Origin of the sequence: Pseudomaricurvus albidus, from assembly GCF_018863235.1 — a bacterium.
Classification (GTDB): domain Bacteria; phylum Pseudomonadota; class Gammaproteobacteria; order Pseudomonadales; family Cellvibrionaceae; genus Pseudomaricurvus; species Pseudomaricurvus albidus.
This window is the reverse complement of sequence record NZ_JAHKRS010000001.1, coordinates 497,533-519,090: the sequence shown is the minus strand read 5'-3', so window position 1 is coordinate 519,090 and position 21,558 is coordinate 497,533. Positions and strand designations below refer to the sequence as shown.

21 protein-coding genes are annotated in these 21,558 nt (G+C 54.2%); 13 read left to right on the top strand and 8 right to left on the bottom strand.

What is annotated here, in order from left to right; genetic code table 11:
* Positions 1-95: 95 nt before the first annotated feature.
* On the bottom strand, positions 96-788 hold the full coding sequence (locus KOI40_RS02340) for a DUF3313 family protein (RefSeq protein ID WP_216095823.1): 693 nt from the start codon (positions 786-788) through the stop codon (positions 96-98).
* Positions 789-1,027: 239 nt separating this feature from the next.
* Here KOI40_RS02340 and KOI40_RS02335 point away from each other — a divergent pair, with 239 nt between their 5' ends.
* Positions 1,028-1,873 (top strand): DNA ligase, encoded by an 846-nt coding sequence (locus tag KOI40_RS02335; RefSeq protein ID WP_216095822.1) that lies wholly within the window; start codon positions 1,028-1,030, stop codon positions 1,871-1,873.
* Positions 1,874-1,888: 15 nt separating this feature from the next.
* Here KOI40_RS02335 and KOI40_RS02330 read toward each other — a convergent pair whose 3' ends face one another.
* Together KOI40_RS02330 and hexR are read right to left on the bottom strand one after the other, a co-directional pair.
* A complete protein-coding gene (locus KOI40_RS02330; protein WP_216095821.1) occupies positions 1,889-2,302 on the bottom strand; it encodes a DUF4870 domain-containing protein in 414 nt (137 codons plus the stop codon).
* Between the two features lie 117 nt (positions 2,303-2,419).
* The gene (gene hexR / locus KOI40_RS02325) at positions 2,420-3,283 is read right to left on the bottom strand and encodes a transcriptional regulator HexR (RefSeq protein WP_216095820.1); all 864 of its coding nucleotides are present in this window, start codon (positions 3,281-3,283) and stop codon (positions 2,420-2,422) included.
* Positions 3,284-3,532: 249 nt separating this feature from the next.
* On the opposite strand from hexR, the gene uvrD reads away from it, so the two are divergent.
* From uvrD to KOI40_RS02310, 3 genes are all read left to right on the top strand, one after another.
* Positions 3,533-5,704, top strand: a complete 2,172-nt coding sequence (gene uvrD / locus KOI40_RS02320) for a DNA helicase II (RefSeq protein ID WP_216095819.1) — start codon at positions 3,533-3,535, stop codon at positions 5,702-5,704.
* Between the two features lie 118 nt (positions 5,705-5,822).
* Positions 5,823-6,959, top strand: coding sequence for a TRAP transporter substrate-binding protein (locus KOI40_RS02315; protein ID WP_216095818.1), 1,137 nt, complete (start codon positions 5,823-5,825; stop codon positions 6,957-6,959).
* Positions 6,960-7,047: 88 nt separating this feature from the next.
* A complete protein-coding gene (locus KOI40_RS02310; protein WP_216095817.1) occupies positions 7,048-7,536 on the top strand; it encodes a SixA phosphatase family protein in 489 nt (162 codons plus the stop codon).
* Between the two features lie 112 nt (positions 7,537-7,648).
* Here the strand turns inward: KOI40_RS02310 and KOI40_RS02305 are convergent, their stop codons facing one another.
* Genes KOI40_RS02305 through KOI40_RS02295 form a run of 3 tightly spaced genes read right to left on the bottom strand, consistent with a single transcriptional unit; the run spans position 7,649 to position 10,001 of the window.
* Positions 7,649-8,059, bottom strand: coding sequence for an acyl-CoA thioesterase (locus KOI40_RS02305; RefSeq protein WP_233709875.1), 411 nt, complete (start codon positions 8,057-8,059; stop codon positions 7,649-7,651).
* A 21-nt stretch (positions 8,060-8,080) separates the two neighbouring features.
* Complete coding sequence (locus KOI40_RS02300; protein WP_304504160.1) at positions 8,081-9,454, bottom strand: TRAP transporter large permease; 1,374 nt, start codon at positions 9,452-9,454, stop codon at positions 8,081-8,083.
* Positions 9,447-10,001 (bottom strand): TRAP transporter small permease subunit, encoded by a 555-nt coding sequence (locus KOI40_RS02295; protein WP_216095816.1) that lies wholly within the window; start codon positions 9,999-10,001, stop codon positions 9,447-9,449. Before KOI40_RS02295 ends, KOI40_RS02300 begins: the two co-directional genes overlap by 8 nt.
* A gap of 291 nt (positions 10,002-10,292) precedes the next feature.
* Between KOI40_RS02295 and KOI40_RS02290 the strand changes: the two genes are divergently transcribed.
* The 5 genes from KOI40_RS02290 to phoU all read left to right on the top strand — a co-directional run bounded on the left by KOI40_RS02290 (position 10,293) and on the right by phoU (position 15,864).
* Positions 10,293-11,333 carry a substrate-binding domain-containing protein gene (locus tag KOI40_RS02290; protein WP_304504159.1) on the top strand — a complete coding sequence of 347 codons (1,041 nt, stop codon included), beginning with the start codon at positions 10,293-10,295 and terminating at the stop codon, positions 11,331-11,333.
* 162 nt (positions 11,334-11,495) lie between these two features.
* Entirely contained in the window at positions 11,496-12,884 is a 1,389-nt protein-coding gene (gene pstC / locus KOI40_RS02285; RefSeq protein WP_216095815.1) for a phosphate ABC transporter permease subunit PstC, read from the top strand.
* A gap of 42 nt (positions 12,885-12,926) precedes the next feature.
* Complete coding sequence (gene pstA, locus KOI40_RS02280) at positions 12,927-14,195, top strand: phosphate ABC transporter permease PstA (RefSeq protein ID WP_216095814.1); 1,269 nt, start codon at positions 12,927-12,929, stop codon at positions 14,193-14,195.
* Between the two features lie 23 nt (positions 14,196-14,218).
* On the top strand, positions 14,219-15,112 hold the full coding sequence (gene pstB, locus KOI40_RS02275; RefSeq protein ID WP_216095813.1) for a phosphate ABC transporter ATP-binding protein PstB: 894 nt from the start codon (positions 14,219-14,221) through the stop codon (positions 15,110-15,112).
* 32 nt (positions 15,113-15,144) lie between these two features.
* Positions 15,145-15,864 carry a phosphate signaling complex protein PhoU gene (gene phoU / locus KOI40_RS02270; protein ID WP_216095812.1) on the top strand — a complete coding sequence of 240 codons (720 nt, stop codon included), beginning with the start codon at positions 15,145-15,147 and terminating at the stop codon, positions 15,862-15,864.
* A 115-nt stretch (positions 15,865-15,979) separates the two neighbouring features.
* On the opposite strand, the gene KOI40_RS02265 is transcribed toward phoU, so the two are convergent.
* Positions 15,980-17,296 (bottom strand): M48 family metalloprotease, encoded by a 1,317-nt coding sequence (locus tag KOI40_RS02265; protein ID WP_369413132.1) that lies wholly within the window; start codon positions 17,294-17,296, stop codon positions 15,980-15,982.
* A 55-nt stretch (positions 17,297-17,351) separates the two neighbouring features.
* Here KOI40_RS02265 and KOI40_RS02260 point away from each other — a divergent pair, with 55 nt between their 5' ends.
* The 4 genes from KOI40_RS02260 (at position 17,352) to KOI40_RS02245 (ending at position 20,349) form a co-directional block, all read left to right on the top strand.
* The gene (locus tag KOI40_RS02260) at positions 17,352-17,831 is read left to right on the top strand and encodes a DUF4265 domain-containing protein (RefSeq protein WP_216095811.1); all 480 of its coding nucleotides are present in this window, start codon (positions 17,352-17,354) and stop codon (positions 17,829-17,831) included.
* Positions 17,832-17,917: 86 nt separating this feature from the next.
* Positions 17,918-18,694: a peroxide stress protein YaaA gene (yaaA, locus tag KOI40_RS02255; RefSeq protein WP_216095810.1), complete on the top strand. Its 777-nt coding sequence runs from the start codon at positions 17,918-17,920 to the stop codon at positions 18,692-18,694.
* Positions 18,695-18,835: 141 nt separating this feature from the next.
* The gene (locus KOI40_RS02250; RefSeq protein ID WP_216095809.1) at positions 18,836-19,648 is read left to right on the top strand and encodes a response regulator; all 813 of its coding nucleotides are present in this window, start codon (positions 18,836-18,838) and stop codon (positions 19,646-19,648) included.
* 89 nt (positions 19,649-19,737) lie between these two features.
* Positions 19,738-20,349 carry a DUF938 domain-containing protein gene (locus KOI40_RS02245; protein ID WP_233709873.1) on the top strand — a complete coding sequence of 204 codons (612 nt, stop codon included), beginning with the start codon at positions 19,738-19,740 and terminating at the stop codon, positions 20,347-20,349.
* Positions 20,350-20,385: 36 nt separating this feature from the next.
* Here KOI40_RS02245 and KOI40_RS02240 read toward each other — a convergent pair whose 3' ends face one another.
* Positions 20,386-21,546 carry a GNAT family N-acetyltransferase gene (locus KOI40_RS02240; protein ID WP_216095808.1) on the bottom strand — a complete coding sequence of 387 codons (1,161 nt, stop codon included), beginning with the start codon at positions 21,544-21,546 and terminating at the stop codon, positions 20,386-20,388.
* Positions 21,547-21,558 lie beyond the last annotated feature (12 nt).

Genomic DNA, 21,558 nt, shown 5'->3' with positions numbered 1-21,558 from the left:
TAATGCCGATGAGAGTGAAAATACACCCCAATAAAAAAAGCCACGGACAGAGCAATGGATCAGTACCGTGGCATTTTTGTGATTGGTAAATTTGATTATTGGGCAGCGGTAGCGGCTTCCATATTGGCCAGACCTTCAGCCAACTGTTTTGACCAGCGGCTTAACACCCGATTGGCATCGGCTCTATTGGTAACGCTGTTGCTCCAGGTGAGATAGTTATCATCAAAGTCCCTAACGCGATCCACGACACGGGCAATGATGGCATTACTGGTGCCGTCAGCTGCTTCCAGGAACAGGGTCATTTCCCCCGCAGAGGTGGTGTAAGTGCGACTCATGCCGGCTGTGCGTACATCGGGAGCATTGATATCCAGATTGATTATCGATGGTTTCAGTAACAGCGTCGGCTCGCCGGTATCCAGAGAGTCGACTAATTTGTATTTGGAGTTGTCAGCCAGCTCTTGGCTGAAGTGCTCCTTGCAGGAAGCACCGAGATTGGTCTTGATTTTGTCCACTTCTTTTTGGGTGACGCGGTTATTCAGATCAAGACGATTGGTGTTTTGATCGCGCATCCAGTTCTTGCGGAAAGAGACTTCACAGTCTTCCACCATCACACTTTTATATTCCGACATATCCACACCGGGTTTTAAATAGACGGTTCCAAATTTCGAGTCGGGCACCAGATTAAGTCCATCAAATGACACCGGAGGAGCCTGGGTCGCAGTACAACCTGCCAATATGACTGATAATAAAATGGTTGAAAGCCAAGTTTGTTTTGATGAAAGGTTCATAGGGGATCCTTATAAGATTATCTGACAGCTATCCAACAGGTTTAGTCGAAAAGCCTGTAAAAGGCAATTTGACAGGTTTTAGTGGTTCATAAATTCGCATGAACTTAAGCCAATGTGGCTGAATCTGTTTCTCGTAATGCCTTGACCGAAGCTCTTGCACACGAACTTCTCTAGTAATATCCAGTATCCGCTTTCCATGTGAACTCTCACGAATAACTAAAGACATCAAGGACGATGGTATGGTTTCAATCAGAGACTGTTTTTTCACGATTATCGCGGCGCTGGTGTGGTTTGGAAATCCCATCGACGTCCAAGCCAATACCCCGGATTTGCTATTGGCCAACACCTACGAGTCCGGTTTGAATCTTTCGGACTACTGGGTCAGTGAAGAATACGATGGTTTTCGTGCTTACTGGGATGGGGAGCATCTGATCTCCCGTCAGGGGAATATTTATGCCGCACCGGTGTGGTTTACCGAGAATTTCCCCAACACGCCAATGGATGGTGAGTTGTGGGCTGGACGAGAGGCCTTCGCGACCGTGGCATCAGTCGTGCGCCAACAAATACCACATCATGGCTGGCGACAGATAACGTTTAAGGTGTTTGATTTACCCGCAGCCATTGGCACCTTCGATCAGCGTTTGTCACAGTTGCATACGGTCATTGAACACGCAGAGGTTCCCTGGTTGCAGGCGGTTCGGCAGTGGCGTGTATCAGATGAAGAGGAGCTGTTGCAAACCCTCGACAGGATGGTTGCCGAGGGAGCAGAGGGCTTGATGCTGCATCGGGGCAATTCCTATTACCACGGGGGGCGAAGCGGTGATCTGATCAAACTCAAAAAGAGTCAGGATGCCGAGGCCATCGTGGTGGGCTATCGCCCCGGCAAGGGCAAGTATGCCGGCATGATGGGCGCGCTGATTGTTGAACAGCCCGCTGGTTTGCGGTTTCGCATTGGCACAGGTTTCAGCGACCAGCAGCGCCGCGAACCACCGCCGATTGGCAGTGTGATTACTTACCAGTACAACGGTTTAACGCAGCGGGGTATCCCCCGCTTTGCCCGTTTTCTGAGAATCAGAATGGACTGAGTTTTGCCGTTTCGATTATTTGATCAGACGAATCGCGTAAGGTACCCGGAAGGTTTCGCCTTTTTGTGCGCCGACAATGCCGAGGATGCAAAAGATCAGATGTACCACACCCAGTACCGGGAATAAAAACAAACCAATCACGATAAAGCTCAGAAAGAACGCAATGCAGTAGCCAAACAACAGGGTGATCGACCAGTTGAGAGCCTCTTTCGATTGATCCTGAACGTAGGTATCTTCCTTTTGCACCAGATACAGAATCAAACCTGGCAGAAACCCCAGAAAAATGGTTCCCACCCAGTTCAGCACCGCGAGGTTTTTGGAATCCTGAGTCAACTCGGCAGGCACTTCGCTGGCCTGGGTGACTGAATCTGCAGAGGTGTTGTCAGTGGGGGTTTTAACCGGTTCTGTTCCAGGGGTTGAATCGTTCATATCAGTTCCTTCTATTTTTGAGGGGTTAACAGGCCCTAAGTCTAGCAGGTTAACCTGCAGCTTTTCTCAGTCTGCAACTGGATAAAAACACAGTATTTGTGTAAGCTCAGGCCGCGATCAGTGCTGATCTTCCGGCTGAACCCGCAGCGAGCGTTGTCCCTGTTTGAGTTTGAACAGGTGATCCTGGAGTTGTGAGCCCTTGCGTTGAGCGACACCAATGGCCAGTACATCAATGACCACCAGATGGGCGATGCGCGATGACAGTGGCGTATAGATTTCGATGCCCTCTTCCACATCGACAACGATGGGAATGGTGGCGTTCTGGATCACCGGGGTGTTGCTTGGCGCCAGAGCGATGACGATGCCTCCGGCCTGCTTCACCATCTCCATGGAATCCAGCAGGGCTTTGGTGCGTCCACTCTGGGAGATCGCAACAATCACATCGCCGGGCTGCATGGACATGGCGGACATGTTTTGAATGTGCGGGTCCGAGTGGGCGGCCGTTGCCAGCTGCAGGCGGAAGAACTTGTGTTGGGCGTCGGCCGCCACCGCAGCGGAGGCGCCAAAGCCGTAAAATTCCACCCGGTTGGCTTTGCAGATCGCAGAGACGGCACCGTCCAGCAGCATGGGATCCAGGTCGTCGCGGACCTGCAGCAGGGTATCGATGGTGGAATCGAACACCTTGTGGGTGAAGTCGGCGATGGAGTCCTGATCGGTAACCGCTATCTGGCCGAAACTGGGGCTCGAGGCCAGCTGTTGGGCCAGGTTGAGCTTAAAGTCCTGAAAACCGTCACAACCGATGGCGCGGCAAAAGCGCACCACCGTGGGTTCACTGACCTCGGCTTCTCTGGCCAGATCGACAATGCGCATGTGGATGATGTCTGCGGGTTTACGCAGAACCAAATCGGCCACTTTACGTTCCGATTTGCGCATGATTTCCAGCGCACTGCTGATGCGCATGGTAAGTTCGGCAGGCTTCACGGTCGTTGCTTGTCCCTGATGCAGTGGGTTATTGCTGGTGCTGAATAAGGGTTTGAACCCGGTAACCCATAGTATAAAAAATTATGTAGTAAACGCATCAATTATTTGTAGTTTTGCTACATAACCACACTGATAACGGGCCAATACCAGGAGCTGCTTGAGGTTAAGTCACTGATTTACGTGATGGTTTGAGCGTTTCTTTGGGTTTTGGCCAGGCTTTTTTATGACCTTTCTTGGTAGAATGCCGGTATGGACGTATCCCCAATACTTGAAAATTTAAACGATGCCCAGCGCCAGGCGGTGACTGCGGCTCCCACCAACCAGCTGATCCTCGCCGGTGCCGGCAGCGGCAAGACCCGGGTGCTGGTGCACCGCATCGCCTGGTTGATCCAGGTGGAGGGGGTCTCCCCCTACTCGATTCTGTCGGTGACCTTTACCAACAAGGCGGCGCGGGAGATGCGCGGCCGCATTGAAGAGCTGCTCGGGCTGAATCCGCGCGGCATGTGGGTGGGTACCTTCCACGGTATTGCCCACCGCCTGCTCAAGGCGCATTGGAAAGAGGCCGGTCTGCCACAGAATTTCCAGATTCTCGACAGTGACGATCAGCTGCGACTGATCAAGCGCATTTCCCAGCAGTTGGGGCTGGATGACAAACAGTGGCCGCCGCGTCAGTCCCAGTGGTTTATCAACGCCCAGAAAGACGAAGGGCTGCGGCCGGACTACATTCAGCAGACCGGCGACCCCTACATCACCACCATGGTTCGTATTTACCGCGAGTACGAAGAAGCCTGCCAGCGCGGCGGCATGGTGGATTTTGGCGAGTTGCTGTTGCGATCCCATGAGCTGTGGCTCAACTCCCCCGCCCTGTTGGCGCACTATCAGGAGCGCTTCCCGTTTATTCTGGTGGACGAGTTTCAGGACACCAACACCATCCAGTACGCCTGGCTGCGGGTGTTGGCCGGCAAGCAGTGCAAGGTCACCGCGGTGGGCGATGATGACCAGTCCATCTACGGCTGGCGCGGTGCCAAAATCGAAAATATCCAGCGCTACGAAGATGACTTTGCCGATACGGAAGTGGTGCGTCTGGAACAGAATTACCGCTCCACCGCGACCATTCTCGACGCCGCCAACGCCGTGATTGAAAACAATCAGGGCCGGCTGGGTAAAACCCTGCGCACCGACGGTGAACGTGGCGAGCTGATCAATCTGTACTCCGCCTTCAACGAGCAGGACGAAGCCCGCTACATCGTTGAGCGCATCGAAAACTGGGTGCGCGACGGCAACCGCCGCTGTGACAGTGCCATTCTCTACCGTTCCAATGCCCAGTCACGGGTGCTGGAGGAAGCGTTACTGCGCGAAGGTGTGCCCTATCGCATCTACGGCGGACAGCGATTCTATGAGCGCCTCGAGATCCGCAATGCGCTGGCCTACCTGCGACTGATGGCCAGTCGTCAGGACGATGCCGCGTTTGAGCGTGTGATTAACACACCGACACGGGGCATTGGCGGTAAAACCGTGGACCAGATTCGACTCTTTGCTCGCGAACAGGGTTGCTCTCTGTGGGAGGCCTCGGAGCAGCTGGTGACCAATAAGGGGCTCACCGCCCGGGCGCTGAACGCGGTGCACAGCTTTCTGTTGCTGGTGAACGAGTTGCACGAGATCAACGCCGACAAGGCCCTGGGAGAGATGGTGGAGCATGTGATTCACCACTCCGGCCTGTACGAATTCCACAAGCAGGAAAAAGGCGAAAAAGGCCTCGCCCGCATTGAGAACCTGGAGGAGCTGGTGAATGCCTGCCGTGCCTTCGTTAACGATGATGCCGAGGCACCGGAACTGAACGCCTTTCTGGATACCGCCGCCCTCGATGCCGGCGATGCCCAGGCGGATGAGCACGACGACGCGGTGCAATTGATGACGCTGCACTCGGCCAAGGGGCTGGAGTTCCCGCTGGTGTTTCTGGCGGGGGCGGAAGAAAATCTGTTTCCGCACCGCATGTCAGCCGAAGATCCAACACGGCTTGAGGAAGAGCGACGTCTGGCTTATGTGGGCATTACACGGGCCATGGAGCAGCTGGTCATCACCTATGCGGAAACCCGGCGCATGCACGGTCAGGAAAATTTCAACTCCATCTCCCGCTTTGTCAAAGAGATTCCCTCAGAGCTGATTGCCGAAGTGCGGGTAAAAAATACCATCAGCCGCCCCATCAGTTTCCAGCGTCCGGCGGTCAGACCGCGTCTCAGTGACGAGGGAGAAGAAACCGGTTTCTATCTTGGGCAGCGGGTCAAACACGCCATTTTTGGCGAGGGGGTGATCCTGCACTTCGAAGGTGACGGCGCCAGTGCGCGGGTGCAGGTCAATTTTCAGGACGAGGGTTCCAAGTGGCTGGTGTTGAAGTTCGCCAAGCTGGAAGCCATGAGTTAATGCATTCTTGCAGACAACGTCATCGCTTCATTGCATTCGCGATGACGGCCTTTTGAGCACACTATAAAAAGCAACGACGAAAAAATAACAACGAAAAAAATAACAACGGAAACAATCCATGAGTGAAACGCAATCCAACCGCCGTCAGGTGGTGATCATTCTCGGGCTGGTGGCACTGGTCGTGCTGCTGTTCTGGCTGCTGGTGGCCAGTCATCTGCAGTCCGGCAAAACCCGCCATGCGGCACAGGTACAGAGTGGTGAGCAACAGACTTTCCACTGGAAACTGGTTACCACCTGGCCGAAAAACTTTCCCGGCCTCGGGTCCGCTGCGACCAACTTCTCCCGGTTGGTGGATGAGATGAGCCAGGGCCGTCTGACCGTCAGCGTGTACGGTGCCGGTGAACTGGTGCCCGCACTGGGGGTGTTTGATGCGGTGTCTTCCGGCAGTGTCGAAGCCGGTCACGGCGCCGCCTACTACTGGAAAGGCAAGAACACGGCGACCCAGATGTTTACCGCCATCCCTTTTGGTATGAACGCTCAGGAAATGAATGGCTGGTTGCATTACGGCGACGGTATGAAGTTGTGGCGCGAGATCTACGCTCCCTTCAATCTGATCCCCTTTGCCGCAGGCAATACCGGCATTCAGATGGCCGGCTGGTTTAACAAGGAGCTGAACACCGTCGATGACATCAAGGGCCTGAAGATGCGCATTCCCGGACTCGGTGGCGAAGTTTGGCGTCGTGCCGGCGGTTCGGCGGTGAACATTCCCGGCGGTGAGCTCTATACCGCACTGCAAACCGGTGTGATTGACGCCACCGAATGGGTTGGCCCCTACAATGATCTGGCCTTTGGTTTTTATCAGGTGGCGGATTACTACTACTACCCGGGCTGGCACGAAACCGGCTCCACGCTGGAGCTGATCGTCAACAGGGATGCGTTTAATGACCTGCCTGAGGATCTGCAGGTGATTGTGGAAACCGCCGCGCGCATGGCCAATCAGGATATGCTGGACGAGTTTACCGGCCGCAATAACACCGCGCTGCAGGAGTTGATCCACAAGCACAATGTGGATGTACGCCCCATTCCCAAACCGGTGCTGGATAAGCTGAGAGCCATTTCCGAGCAGATTTACCGGGAAGAATCGGCCAAAAACCCCGACTTCAAGCGGGTGTACGATTCCTATAAAGCTTTTCAGGACGGCGTATCGGAGTACCATAAGGTATCAGAAGAGGCCTATTATAAGATGATGGACTGATCTTCTGTTCCAAAGACCCGGCCTGTTTGCGTCGCTCGGCGTTAATAGTTCGGTGTCATGAATAGGCGTTATCGAAGAGGATAAGGCTATGAAGGTTTTGCATCTGATACGTCACGCCAAGTCCAGCTGGGACAACCCCGACTGGGGAGACATCGAAAGACCTTTGAATGCCCGCGGGCGAAAATCCTGCCAGATTATGGCGCCGGAAATTGACCGCTATTGCGATTTCCAGCGGGTGTTTTGCAGCCCGGCGGTGCGCGCCCGCTCCACCCTCGAACATCTCAGTGAAGCCCTGCCCGAGCCGCTGGTCTGGAACATCGATGAGGCTTTGTATACTTTCAGTGGGCGGGACCTGCTGGATTGGTGTCGGGAGCTGGACGATGAGCTGGAAGAGGTGACGGTGGTAGGACACAATCCCGCATTAACGGATTTGTGTAACGAAATCGGCGATCAGCCCATCGATAATATGCCCACCTGTGGTTATGTGAAGTTACAGACTGTTTGCCGACATTGGCGGGATTTGTCTCCAGGCTCGGCACAGGTTGCTGCTTTTTTGTATCCGAAAAAGTTTCTCTGACACTGCGGTTACGGCCTGAATCTATCGCGGCCTGAACCGTCAAGCAAAAGTGATGAGCATTAAAAAAGGGTGCCGGGGCACCCTTTTTGAGTCACAGATGACGCGAATGGCGTTAACGATTCTGTTGAATCGAACGCGTGCGGCCATTGTCATCAATGGCGACATAGACGAACGTGCCTTCCGTCACCTTGTAGCGTTCGCCGGTCTCTGCGGCATACAACCAGACATCCACCATGATACGAATGGACGAACGGCCAATTTCCAGAATCTCTGCGTAACAACTGATGGTTGAGCCAACCGGTACCGGGCGCAAAAACGCCATGCTGCCGGCAGCAACAGTGGTGACCCGGCCGCGGGCAATGGCAGCGGCTTTGATCGAACCCGCCAGATCCATTTGTGACATCAGCCAGCCGCCAAAGATATCTCCGTTGGGGTTGGTATCCGCTGGCATGGCGAGTGTCTGCAACGTCAGTTCACCAGTGGGAATTGGATCTTCATCCATGTCGTTATAATCATCGTTCATTAATCATCAACCTCAATCTAGTCATGAATGCATATAGCTTGGCAGCCAGGTTACCAATTGTGGCCAAAGGGCAAGGCACAGCATTAGCGCCAATTGGAGCACAATAAATGGCACAACGCCACGATAGATGGCCGATGTGGGCACATTGTCTGGCGCAACTCCCCGTAAATAAAACAGCGCAAAGCCAAACGGCGGAGTCAGGAAAGAAGTTTGCAGGTTAAGGGCAATCATAATGCCCAGCCAAACCGGGTCCAGGCCCATGGCCAGCAGTACCGGACCAACGATGGGCACCACCACAAAAGTGATCTCGATAAAGTCGAGAATAAAGCCCAGCAAAAAAATCACCAGCATGACAATCAGAGTGGCCGATACCACCCCGCCGGGCAGCGCGTGGAAAAAGTCAGTGATCATTTCCTCACCGCCAAAGCCACGGAATACCAGGGAAAATATCGAGGCGCCAAGCAAAATGGTAAACACCATGGCGGTGATTTCTGTGGTGGAGCGGGCGATTTCGGACAGCTTCTGACGAGTGAGTTGTCGCTTTTTCCAGGCCAGCAAGGTGGCCCCCAGAGCACCGACTCCGGCCGCTTCTGTGGGGGTGGCCGCACCGCTGATGATGGAGCCCAATACCAGCACAATCAGCAACACAGGAGGAAACAGACTGCTTAACAGCTCGCGGGTGGAGACTTCCTCATCGTCATCCGCCTGACCGCTCGGCGCATCGTCAGGGCGACGCATCGACACAAATAACAGATAGAGAATATACAGCAGGACCAGCAGGAATCCGGGTACGATGGCGCCGACGAACAGATCCCCTACCGACACCGGCTGAGGATTGAAAATACCCATCTTCAATTGTGCCTGTTGATAGGCACTGGACAGCACATCGCCCAGCAGCACCAGTGCAATGGAGGGGGGAATGATCTGCCCCAGCGTCCCTGTGGCACAGATGGTGCCGGTGGCCAGTTGCGGGCTGTAACCGCGTTTGAGCATGGCGGGCAGAGACATCAGCCCCATGGTGACGACGGTGGCACCCACAATACCCGTACAGGCGGCCAGTAACATGCCCACCAGCACCACAGAAATGCCCATGCCCGCGGGCAGGCGACCGCAGAGCCGCGACATATTGTTGAGCAGCTCCTCGGCCAGCCGTGAGCGCTCCATCATGACCCCCATCAGCACAAACAGGGGAACGGCAATCAGTGTGTAGTTGTTCATGGTGCCGTAGATACGGTCGGGCATGGCGCGCAGCAGGTTGGCGTCAAAGTGCCCGGTCAGAATGCCCAGACCGGCGCAGGTCAGTGCTGTACCGGCGAGGGTGAAAGCCACGTTGTAGCCCAGCATCAGACAGACGCAGACCAGCACAAACATCAGCAGGGGCAGTAACTCAATCAGCATGGTGTGCCTCCGTCTTGTCAGAGGCGTCAGAGGTCAGAATCAGCAGATTGCGCAGCACTTCACCCAGTCCCTGAATGGCAATCAGAATGGCCGCCAGAGGAATCAGGCTTTTGAGCAAAAACACCGCAGGAATACCCCCGGAGCTGGGAGATCCCTCTTTGACCGCCCAGGAATTAACCACAAAGTCCCAGCTGGCAAACAGGATAAACAGGCAGGTGGGCAGCAAAAACAGCAGGCTGCCCAGGGCGTTGATCCAGGCCTGACGGTTGACACCGAGGCGACGGTAGAAGATATCCACCCGCACGTGACCATCCTGTTTGAGGGTATAGGCGATGGCCAAAAGGAAAACCGTAGAGTGCAAATACGTGAGGGATTCCTGCAGGGCAATAGAGCCCATGGAAAACCCGTAGCGCATGACGACAATCCAGCAGGTTAACAACATCATGGCCAGCACCAGCCAGGCGATCAGCTTGCCGGTGGCCATTGCAAAACGGTCTATGGTGGAAACGGCGGTCTTTAAGTGAGCCCTTGCAGATGAAGGCATCCAAACAATCCCAGGAATTTAATATTTTAGTTATAAATTGTATTGTGTTTATAAGCTGTACTTTTATAAAAACAGCGACGCCAGAGTATACCTGAAGGGGGGACAGGCCCGAAATAGTGGAAATCTGGGGTTTTAGGGTACATTTAATGACGGTTGTAACAATAGTGTCATATTAGATTCATAGAATTGTCACCATGACTATCTAGCATCATCTCCGGTGAAAAAATCAGGGCGATTAACGATTCCAAGCCCAACTCAGACCCTTAGGAGAAAATAGTGAAAAAGACACTTATGATCGCAACCGTAGCCGCTACAGCCGCTATGAGTGCACAATTTGCCAGTGCTGCCCGTGACTATATCAGCATTGTTGGTTCTTCAACGGTATACCCATTCGCCACGGTTGTGGCTGAGCGTTTTGGTCGCAGCAGCGGCTTTACTACCCCAAAAATTGAATCTACCGGTTCCGGTGGTGGCATGAAAATCTTCTGTCAGGGCGTTGGCTTGCAGCACCCGGACGTGACCAATGCTTCCCGTCGCATGAAATCTTCAGAATTCGAGCTGTGTAAGAAGAATGGCGTTAAGGACATTGTAGAAGTTCAAATCGGTTATGACGGTCTGGCGGTAGCCAACTCCGTGAAAGGCGCCGATATGGACCTGAGCCTGCGCGATCTGTACCTGGCTCTGGCTAAAGACGTGCCTAACCCCAACGGTTCAGAAGAGTTGGTTCCCAACCCTTACAAAACCTGGAAGCAAGTGAATCCAGCCCTGCCAGACGTTGAAATCGAAGTGGTTGGTCCTCCTCCGACTTCCGGTACCCGTGACTCATTCAACGAGCTGGGCATCGAAGGTGGTTGTAAGACTTACAGCTGGTTGAAAGCCCTGAAAGGCAGCGACAAATCTCGCTACAAAGCCGTATGTCGCAGTATCCGTGAAGACGGTCACTACATCGAGGCCGGTGAAAACGACAACCTGATCGTTCAAAAGCTGGAAGCCAACCCTAATGCTCTGGGTGTATTCGGTTACTCTTTCCTGGAAGAGAACACTGCCATTGTTAAGCCGGTGAAAATCGCCGGTGTAGAGCCAGGCATGGAAACTGTTTCCAGCGGTGAGTACCCAATGTCCCGCTCCATGTACTTCTACGTTAAGAAGGCACACGTGGGTGTTGTTCCTGGTATCAAGGAATACGTTAACGAGTTCACCAACGAGCGCGCCTGGGGTACCAGCGGCTATCTGGTAGACAAAGGCCTGATTCCTTCAGCTGACAACGAGCGTCGCCAGTGGGCTGCTCAGGCGAAAGGAATGAAAACCATGACAGGTAAAGAGTTCCACTAAGTAACTCGTGCCCTTTCTGGTAAAGATTTGGCCCGCTGGCGGTAGCCACCGGGCCTTTTCCTACTTCTGGGTTCGATAACGGTATAATCTGCGTTTTTTGTCGCAAGCCCGGCGACCATCACAAGTGGGCTTACGTGAGAAAATGCTTTTTTGGAGTTTTGCATGCAAACCGGAAACCTGTTGATGCTGTTGGCGGTGATGATTGCTGTCGCGTACTTTTTAGGGCATGTCCGCGCTACCGGCCTGGCACGTCCTCTCGGGGGCATTCGTCATTTGCACTCCCTGCCGTTTTACTTCTCCATGCGCTCGGCGCTCTGGTGTGCCCTGCCGGCTCTGCTGGTGATGGGTGTCTGGCTGGCTTTTGATGATTCCATCATCCGCTCCATGGTGCTGGATACCCTGCCGGCGGACATTGCCCCGGCGGACGAATCAACGCGTAATCTGATGATCAGTCAGATTCAGAATGTCGCCAGTGGTGCTCTGCCACCCTCTTTTGTCGATCCTCAAGTTGCCGCGGCTGCGGAACGTCTCAGTCGGATGCAGGCCACCAACGCCATGGCAGTGACCGTGGTCGTGCTCGTGCTGGCGATCTTTGGTGGCGCCTGGGCCTGGCTGAAAGTCTCTCCGGAAATGCGCGCCCGTCAGCAGGTTGAGAAGGTGTTGCAGTGGATGTTTATGCTCTGCGCCACGCTGGCGATCCTGACGACTGTGGGTATTGTTGCCTCGGTACTGTTTGAATCGATTCACTTTTTCGGCCGCGTGCCTTTTATGGACTTTATGTTCGGTCTGCAGTGGAGTCCGCAGACGGCCCTGCGAGCTGATCAGGTGGCGGCTCAGGGCGCCTTTGGTGCCGTGCCGCTGTTTGTCGGTACTCTGTTGATCTCCCTGATTGCCCTGCTGGTGGCAGTACCTGTGGGTTTGATGTCAGCCATTTACCTGGCCGAATACGCGCACCCGAAAGTGCGCTCGTTTGCCAAGCCGGCACTGGAAGTTCTGGCGGGTGTGCCGACGGTGGTTTACGGCTTTTTCGCTGCGTTGACCGTCGCGCCGTTTATTCGCGAACTGGGTGAGAGCATTGGTCTGAGTGTGTCCTCAGAGTCGGCGCTGGCAGCCGGTCTGGTGATGGGGGTGATGATTATTCCGTTTGTGTCCTCCCTGGCTGACGATGTCATTACCGCTGTGCCGCAATCGCTGCGCGATGGCTCTCTGGGATTGGGTGCGACCCATTCGGAAACCATCAAACAGGTGATCTTGCCCGCGGCTCTGCCCGGTATCATGGGGGGGATCCTGTTGGCTGCTTCGCGCGCCATCGGTGAAACCATGATTGTGGTCATGGCAGCCGGTCTGGCAGCCAACCTGACCGTGAATCCTCTGGAGGCGGTAACCACCATCACAGTGCAGATCGTCACCCTGCTCACCGGTGATCAGGAGTTTGACAGTGCGAAAACCCTGGCTGCCTTTGCCCTGGGTCTGATGTTGTTTATCACCACGCTGGCCATGAACGTGCTGGCGCTGCACATCGTTAAAAAATACCGTGAACAATACGATTGATTGGACTCTGGCGGTTAACCGCCGCCAGTGGAGAGTTAAAGCATGAACAAGACCACCGAAAAAGTACGTCAGACACTGGCCAAACGCTACCGGTCAGAAAAGCGCTTTCGGGCGTTTGGTATTGCCTCCATCACCCTCGGGTTGCTGGCTTTGGTGATATTGTTTACGGACATCATTGGCAAGGGTCACAGCGCCTTTATCGAACACCGGGTCACGCTGGAAGTGAGTTTTGATGCCGATGTGTTGCAGATCAGCGATGTGAATGATGCCGATCAGGTGACCTATGGCAATTACATTGCGGCTATTCGCGCTGCGATGAGTGAGCAGTTCCCGGAGGTTCAGAATCGATCCGAGCGTAAACAACTCAATGGTCTGATCAGTTCCAGTGCCGAATTCGAATTGCGCGACATGCTGCGTGCAGATCACTCCCTGTTGGGTCAGTCCCGCACGGTATCATTGCAACTGGATGATGCAGCCGACTTGTTTTTCAAAGCCAGCCCCGGAAAGCGTGACGGGGTTCGGGTTACCGACCTGCAGAAAAGCTGGTTGCTGACCCTGGAAGAGCGAGATCTGGTGACTTCCGGTTTCAATCAGTCACTGTTTACCCGCGGTGATTCCCGCGAGCCGGAACAGGCGGGTATGCTGGGTGCCATTCTCGGTTCTCTGTTCACCATGATGGTCACGCTGGTGCTCAGCTTCCCTATCGGTGTTGCCGCAGCCATCTATCTGGAAGAGTTTGCACCGAAGAATAAATTTACCGACTTTATCGAAGTCAACATCAACAACCTGGCCGCAGTACCGTCGATTATTTTCGGTCTGCTGGGGGTGTCGATCTTTATCGGTCTGTTTGGCATGCCGCGCTCGATTCCGCTGGTGGGCGGTATCGTACTGACGTTGATGACCTTGCCGACCATCATCATCTCCAGTCGCGCAGCCATCAAGGCGGTACCGCCGAGTATTCGTCAGGCGGCCATGGGGTTGGGTGCGTCCAATATGCAGGTGGTCTTGCACCACGTACTGCCGCTGGCATTGCCGGGTATGCTGACCGGTGCCATTATTGGTATGGCTCAGGCATTGGGTGAGACCGCTCCCCTGCTGATGATCGGTATGGTGGCCTTTATTGTTGAATTGCCCGCAGGACCGGTTGACCCCGCCACCGTCCTGCCGGTGCAGATTTTCCTTTGGGCTGGCAGCCCGGAGCAGGCCTTTGTGGCGCTGACCTCCGCCGCCATTATGGTACTGCTGGCCTTCCTGATTACTATGAACACCATTGCAGTGCTGCTGCGCAAACGCCTTGAGCGGCGTTGGTAATAACCGTTAACGAGGATAATTCTATGGATATCGCCCAGCCACTGGACAAGATACCGGCCAGCAGCAGTGAGCCTGCTGCAGGGAAAGCCATCAACGTGAAAGAAGGCGTCGATCAGGATACCCCCGTGCCCGCCAAACCTGTGGGTAATCCCTTTGTGGATGATCCAAAAATGAAGTTGCGTGATGTGGAAGTGTTTTACGGTGACGAGCAGGCCATTCACGGCATCAGTCTCGATATTGGCAAAAACGAAGTCCTGTCGATGATTGGACCGTCGGGTTGTGGTAAGTCCACGTTCCTGCGCTGTCTCAATCGCATGAACGACACCATCGATATTTGTCGCGTCAAAGGCAGCCTGCATCTGGAAGACCAGGATCTTTATGATCCCAAACTGGATGTGGTTGAACTGCGCGCGCGCGTGGGAATGGTTTTCCAGAAGCCCAACCCTTTCCCCAAATCCATTTACGATAACGTCGCCTATGGTCCCCGCATTCACGGATTGGCCAACCGTCGTTCCGATCTGGATGAAATTGTAGAAACCAGCTTACAGAAAGCCGGTTTGTGGAAAGAAGTCAAAGATCGTTTGCATTCCCCGGGCACCGGTTTGTCCGGTGGTCAGCAACAGCGTCTGTGCATTGCCCGCACCATTGCGGTAAGTCCCGAAGTGATTTTGATGGATGAGCCCTGCTCTGCACTGGATCCGATTGCCACCGCCAAAATTGAAGAGCTGATTGCCGAGTTGAGCGAAAATTTCACCATCGCCATTGTGACTCACTCCATGCAACAGGCTGCCCGGGTATCTAACCGCACCGCTTACTTTCACCTGGGCAAACTGGTGGAAGTGAATGATACGGAAAAAGTGTTCACCAATCCGGATCACAAGTTGACAGAAGCTTACATTACCGGTCGCTTTGGTTAAGTTGTTCCACAGATTAGAGCTTGGAGTGAAGCATGGATAATTTAAATCTCGATCAGCATATCTCGCGGCAGTTCAACGCCGATCTGGAAGAGCTGAAAACCCAGTTGCTGGAAATGGGCGGTCTGGTGGAACAGCAAATCATCGACGCTGTAACCGCCATTACCTCGGCCGATTCCGATCTGGCCGAAAAAGTTCTGGTTGTCGAAGATGAAGTCGATAACCGCGAAGTTACCCTGGATGAAAACTGCACCATGGTACTGGCCCGCCGACAACCGGCGGCGTCGGATTTGCGTATGGTGTTGGCGGTGGCAAAAATCAATCGCGACCTTGAGCGCATGGGTGATGAAGCGCAAAAAGTGGCGAAAATGGCGATCCATTTGAACGAGCATGGTGAAGCACCGCGAGGTTACGTAGAGCTGCGTCATATCGGGTCTCTGGTGCATCAAATGGTGATCATGGCTCTGGATTCGTTTGCCCGCTTTGATGTGGATCTGGCTGTGAAAGTGGCTCACGAAGACAAAAAAGTTGATCAGGAATACAAGTCGGCCATGCGTGAGCTGGCCACTTATATGATGGAAGATCCCCGTTCGATTTCGCGGGTACTGAACATCATCTGGTCACTGCGCGCGCTGGAGCGTATCGGTGATCACGCCGCCAATATCGCCGAGCATGTGATCTATCTGGTGAAAGGTCTGGATGTTCGCCATATCAGCGTTAAGGAAATGGAACGTCAGGTCAACGAAAGCGATTAATCTTGACCGGATGTTTTCATCGGCGAGTATTTGCCACTTAAAAAAAGAGCCACTGCTGCAAAGCGTGGCTCTTTTTTTGTGTTGCTCTGTTGAATCTTTCGATCGTCCAGCAACCTCAGTTACTGCCTTGCTGACTGTTGGTGGTCAGCTTCTGCAAGTACGCCTGGGATGCCTGCCCGATCTCGCCGCCGCCCTGTGCGGCCTGCTGAAAATATCGAATGGCCTCCGATTTTTTATCCTGTGCCAGAGTGACTTCTCCCAGATGGAAGGCGGCAATCTGAGTGGGCAGCAGGTTGCTGCTCTCCACCAGATCCTGTTCGGCACGGGCATAGGATTTCATTTGCTGGGCGGCAATGCCGCTGCCCAACAGCGGTAAAAAATATTCGGGATAGAGCTTGTGCGCCTGATTAAAACTGTTGAGTGCACCTTTGAAGTCCTTTTGTTTCAGTTGAAACTGACCCTTGGTGGCATAAAACAGCGTTTCTTTGGGTTGTGCCCGAATGGCTTTGTTGACCAGCGACAGAGCTTCATCCAGATTGCCATTACCGGCCGCTTTTAGTGCTTGTTGATTGGCGTCGTAGGCCGCCTGATCTTTTTTGACCTGACGCACCGCTCTCTGGAACGCCTGCTTGTTGCGCACGCCGGGAGTGAGTTTGGCGGCGTAATTGCGGTTGGCAATAACCCGCTCGGCCGATGGCGGGTGACTGGCGAACAGTCCTTCCAGCCAGTTGCTGTTGCGACCTTCAGACAACTTCACAAAGGTTTCCTGCAGCTCAACCGCGGCTTCCGGCTCATAGCCTACACGGGCCATATACTTCATGCCGTAGTGATCGGCTTCCAGTTCTTTGTCGCGGCCGTAGCGGGACTGAATCAGGGCGCTGCCCAGTTGTGAGCCCATACCGATCAATTCACCGTAGCCCGCCTGACTGCCGATGATACCGGCAATTTGTCCGCCCATACCCAGCAGCATCCCCTGAGTCATCTGCTGCGCGCTGTGACCGGCGGCAGCGTGAACAATCTCGTGTGCCAGCACCGCGGCCAGCTGTGCTTCATCTTCCAGTTTGCTGATCAGCCCGCGGTTGATGGCGATCTTGCCACCGGGCAGCGCCCAGGCATTGGGAACGTCGTTATTGAGCACGACGAATTCGTAAGGCAAATCGGGTCGGCCACTGACCGCGGCCAGTTTCTTGCCCACCTCACTGACATAGAGCGTCAGTTCCGGGTCGAGCGTGTACTGACCGCCCTGCGATTGCTGGGAAGGCGCGTACTGCTGGGCGCCAATGCTGAGTTCCTGTGTGGGAGAGATCAGAGAGAGCTCCGACGCGCCGGTTACCGGGTTGGTGGTACAACCGGTGATCATCAGTAAAGCCAGTAATGTGCTGGCGATATAAGCGCGATAGCCCATAGCAATCTCCTTATTGGTGTTATTCACGTATAATGCCTGTCTTATATATCCGACATTATATTAACTGAGACTGAATACGACTATGACGAATGCGTTGCAAGTGATTGAGCTGTTTGCCGGTATTGGGGCAGATGGCAATCCCGTGGCAGAGAGACTGCAAGTGATTGTTCACGAAGATAACAGTTGCCAACTGGTTAAATCACCTGCGTTTGTCAAAGGCATCGCCAGTGGCGATTTGATCAAGCTTGAACAGGGCACACAGGACTTTTCCCTGATCGAGCGCAGCGGCAACTTGTCAATTCGTGTGTTCTGCCGCGATGACAGCAGCGAGCTGGTGGATGAGCTCACACCGCCACTGGAAAAGCTCGGTGGCGAACTGGACATCGAAACACCGCGCATGCTGGTGTACAGCATCCACGTCAGTTGTGGCTTTCAGCAAATTGAAAACATCCTCAACGGTGTCGCCAGCGACGATGTGGCCTGGATGTACGGCAACGTCTACGATCCCGACGACGGCGTCACACCGCTGAACTGGTGGCAGGATATTTTAAAGCCTGAATAAGCATTATCGCTTTCAATATCGACGAAAGCTGAACACGCAAAGAACTGAACTACAGAAGAAAATTGAACAACAGCAGAGAACCGAACATGTTACTGGTGATATCCCCCGCGAAGAATCTGGACTACGAGACCCCTGCCAAGACCAAGCAGAGTACCCAGCCGGACTATCTGCAAGAGTCACAGCTGCTGATTGATGAGCTGAAAGCCCTGGCGCCGCAGGATGTGTCCAAGTTGATGCACATCAGCGATAAGCTGGGCGTGCTCAATTACGACCGTTTTCAGCAGTGGTCACAGCCGTTTACAGCAGACAACGCCAAACAGGCAGTGCTGGCGTTCAATGGCGATGTCTACACCGGTCTGGATGCTGAGAGCTTCAAGGCGGACGATTTCAAATTTGCCCAGAAGCACCTGCGTATTCTCTCCGGTCTCTACGGTCTGTTGCGACCCCTGGATCTGATGCAGCCCTATCGTCTGGAGATGGGCACCAAGTTTGAAAATCAGCGGGGTAAAAACCTCTATGACTTCTGGGGCGAAACCATCACGGAAGGTCTCAACCAGCAGCTGAAAACCCTGAAAACGGATGTGCTGGTCAATCTGGCGTCCAACGAGTACTTCAAGTCGGTCAAACCCAAGGCTCTGAATGCCGAGATCATCACGCCGGTGTTTAAAGACTGGAAAGGCGACAAATACAAGATCATCAGTTTTTACGCCAAAAAAGCCCGCGGCCTGATGTGTGCCTATGCCATTCACAACCGCATTACCGACGCCGAACAGCTGAAAGGCTTCGATTATGAGGGTTACAGCTTTAACGAAGGGATGTCTTCGGCCAAAGAATGGGTGTTTACGCGCCAACAGGAGGCGTAAACCTCAACTCCTGGGGCAATCGGCCGATGACTTGGGTTGCGGGATAGACAGATTCCGTAAACGTCGAGTGTGAAACGTCTTCCTCAACCGGAAACAATGCGCTGGACAAGGTGTTCGGTGTGATTTGAGGCAGGTGTAGGCATGGCGGTTCGGTTTTTGGTGGTGGATGACGCTTCTTTTATTCGCGATATGGTGAAGAAGCAGCTGCGGGACCGGATTCCCGGAGCAGAAGTGTTCGATGCCAATGATGGCAACCGCGCCATTGCCCAGCTGAAAAAACAGCGCATTGATGTGATTCTCAGTGACTGGGAAATGCCCGGTATGAGCGGAGAAGAGTTGCTGCGCTGGGTCAGATCCAACGACACCTACAAAGACACTCCTTTCATTATGGTCACCAGTCGTGGCGACAAGAGTTTTGTTATCCAGGCCATCCAGGCCGGCGTATCAGACTTTATCACCAAGCCGTTCACCTCTGACGAGCTGACCAAAAAAACCATCAAACAGCTGGTAAAAATCGGTAAAAGCCCGCGAGATGCCATTAAATCGGCGGCTTCCGGTGATCGGGTGGCCTTTGCCTCGGTGGACGTTCTCACCGGTGGCGCCGAGAAAAAAGTCGAAGCTCCCGCGCCCAAAGCGCCGGCCAAAAAGACCGCCCGGGCCAAGGCCCAGCTGCGTTTTGCCCGAGTCACCTGCCCCTGTGTACTCACCGATATGAGCCTGCAATCTGTGGCGGGGCTGATGCAACGGCAGGACAGTTTGCCGGTGTTGTTTGAGCAGGCGGCGGTGGATATTGAAATTGGCGAAGAAGTGGCGCGACTCAACGGCTATCTGCACAGTATTGCGGCGGGGGAAAATAAAGTAGACACTTCCATCATCAAATTCACGGTGCGCTTTGTGGATAACGACCCCGACAAGTTTGAGGCGCTGTCACGGTTTATTGCCAAAAACCGCTAGTGGCTCATAGCGGGTTCCAGAGCCTGGGTGTCGGTGACGTAAATACGTAAAGACACAAAAAGCCACCTTCAACCAAAGGCCCGGTTTCCATGTCTTTCAACCCTATGTCTGCCAGACCTTTCTCACAGGCCTGTGAAAACAACAAAGCCCCGATTCTCGCCGTATTGCAAAAGCACTTTACCGAGCCGGGTAAAATCCTCGAAATCGGTACCGGCACCGGTCAGCACGCGGTGTTTTTTGCCGGACAATTGCCTCACCTGCAATGGCAAACCAGCGATCTGGAAGAAAACCACGCCGGTATCGGCTTGTGGATGGCCGATTATCCAGGCGAAAACCTGCTGCCACCGCTGGTGTTGGATGTTGCTGCCAGTTCGTGGGATTTCGGTCCTTTTGACGGTGTTTTCACGGCCAACACTGCCCATATCATGTCCTGGGATGAAGCCAAAATGATGCTGCAAGGGGCGGCCAAATTGCTGAATCCCGGTGGCAAGCTGGTGATCTATGGCCCGTTCAACTACAACGGCCAGTTCACCAGTGACAGCAATGCCCAATTTAATGAGTGGCTTAAGTCGCAGGCCCCTCACCGGGCGATCCGGGATTTTGAAGCGGTGTGCGAAGTGGCGGCCAGCCACGGTCTGGGTTTCATCGAGGACGTGGCCATGCCCGCCAACAACCGCTGTCTGGTGTTTCAGAAGGTGTAAGCTGCTCGGTGAAAAGGTATGGGTCGCGTTGAAAGCCTAGGTGTTTTTAAACGGCAAATACCCCGCACAATCTTCCCGATAGGCCTCTACCCCCGGGGTTTCACGCTGCAGAAAATCCGCCACCGCCGCGTGGAAGCGATCATCCGCCAGCCAGTGCTGTGAATAGGTGAGTGTGGGTTCAAAGCCCCGCTGAATCTTGTGCTCTCCCTGGGCGCCGGGATCAAACACCTGAATGCCTCGCTCAATGGCAAACTCAATCCCCTGATAGTAACAGGCCTCAAAATGCAGGCCGGGGATCTCTTCCAGACAGCCCCAGTAGCGACCGTAGAGGTGAGTGTCGTTGAAAAAGCACAGGGCCGCGGCGATGGTGTCTCCCTCTTGCTCGGCCTTGACCATCAAGATCTGCTCACCCAGATTGCGGGCGATGGCCTCGAAAAACTCCCGGTTGAGGTAGCCAGTGTTGCCGCTGCGCTTCAGATAGGTGGTGTGGTAGAAGTAGTAAAACCTGTCCCAGTCGTCGGCGTTGATTTGATCGCCCACCAGCCGTGTCAGAGTGACCCCGGCCTCGCTCACACTGCGCCGTTCTCGACGGACCGACTTGCGCTTTCGGGAGTTAAACGTGTCGAGAAAATCGTCGAAATCACGGTAGTTTCGGTTAAACCAGTGAAACTGGCAGCCCACTCTGGCCAGTGTCTGTTGCGGCCTCCAGAGGGGTTGCTGCTGCGCCGGATAAAACAGACAGTGCCAGCCGCTCCAGTGGTGTGTCAGGCAGGCTTCAGACAGGAATTCACTGACAGTCTCAAACATGGGTTGGGGATCAATGCCATCGGCCAGCGCCAGCCTCGGGCCACTGGCGGGGGTAAAGGGAATCGCGCTGAGCAGTTTGGGGTAATAATTGAGGCCGTTGCGCCGGTAGGCATCGGCCCAGGCCCAGTCGAACACATACTCGCCATAGGAGTGGGCTTTCAGATAGAGGGGCATGGCGCCGATCAGACGATCGCCGTCGTGAATCAGCAGGTGTTTGGGGGTCCAGCCGGTGTCGGTTTGGGTGCAGCCGGAATCCTCCAGCGCCGCCAGAAAGCCATGCCGGATAAACGGGTAGCGCGCACTCTGGCCCTTGGAGGCTTGATCGAAGAGACCATCCCAGTCAGTGGGTGAGACTTCGTGAATCGAATCTATCAGCCGGAATTCAGGCATGGATGTCGGATC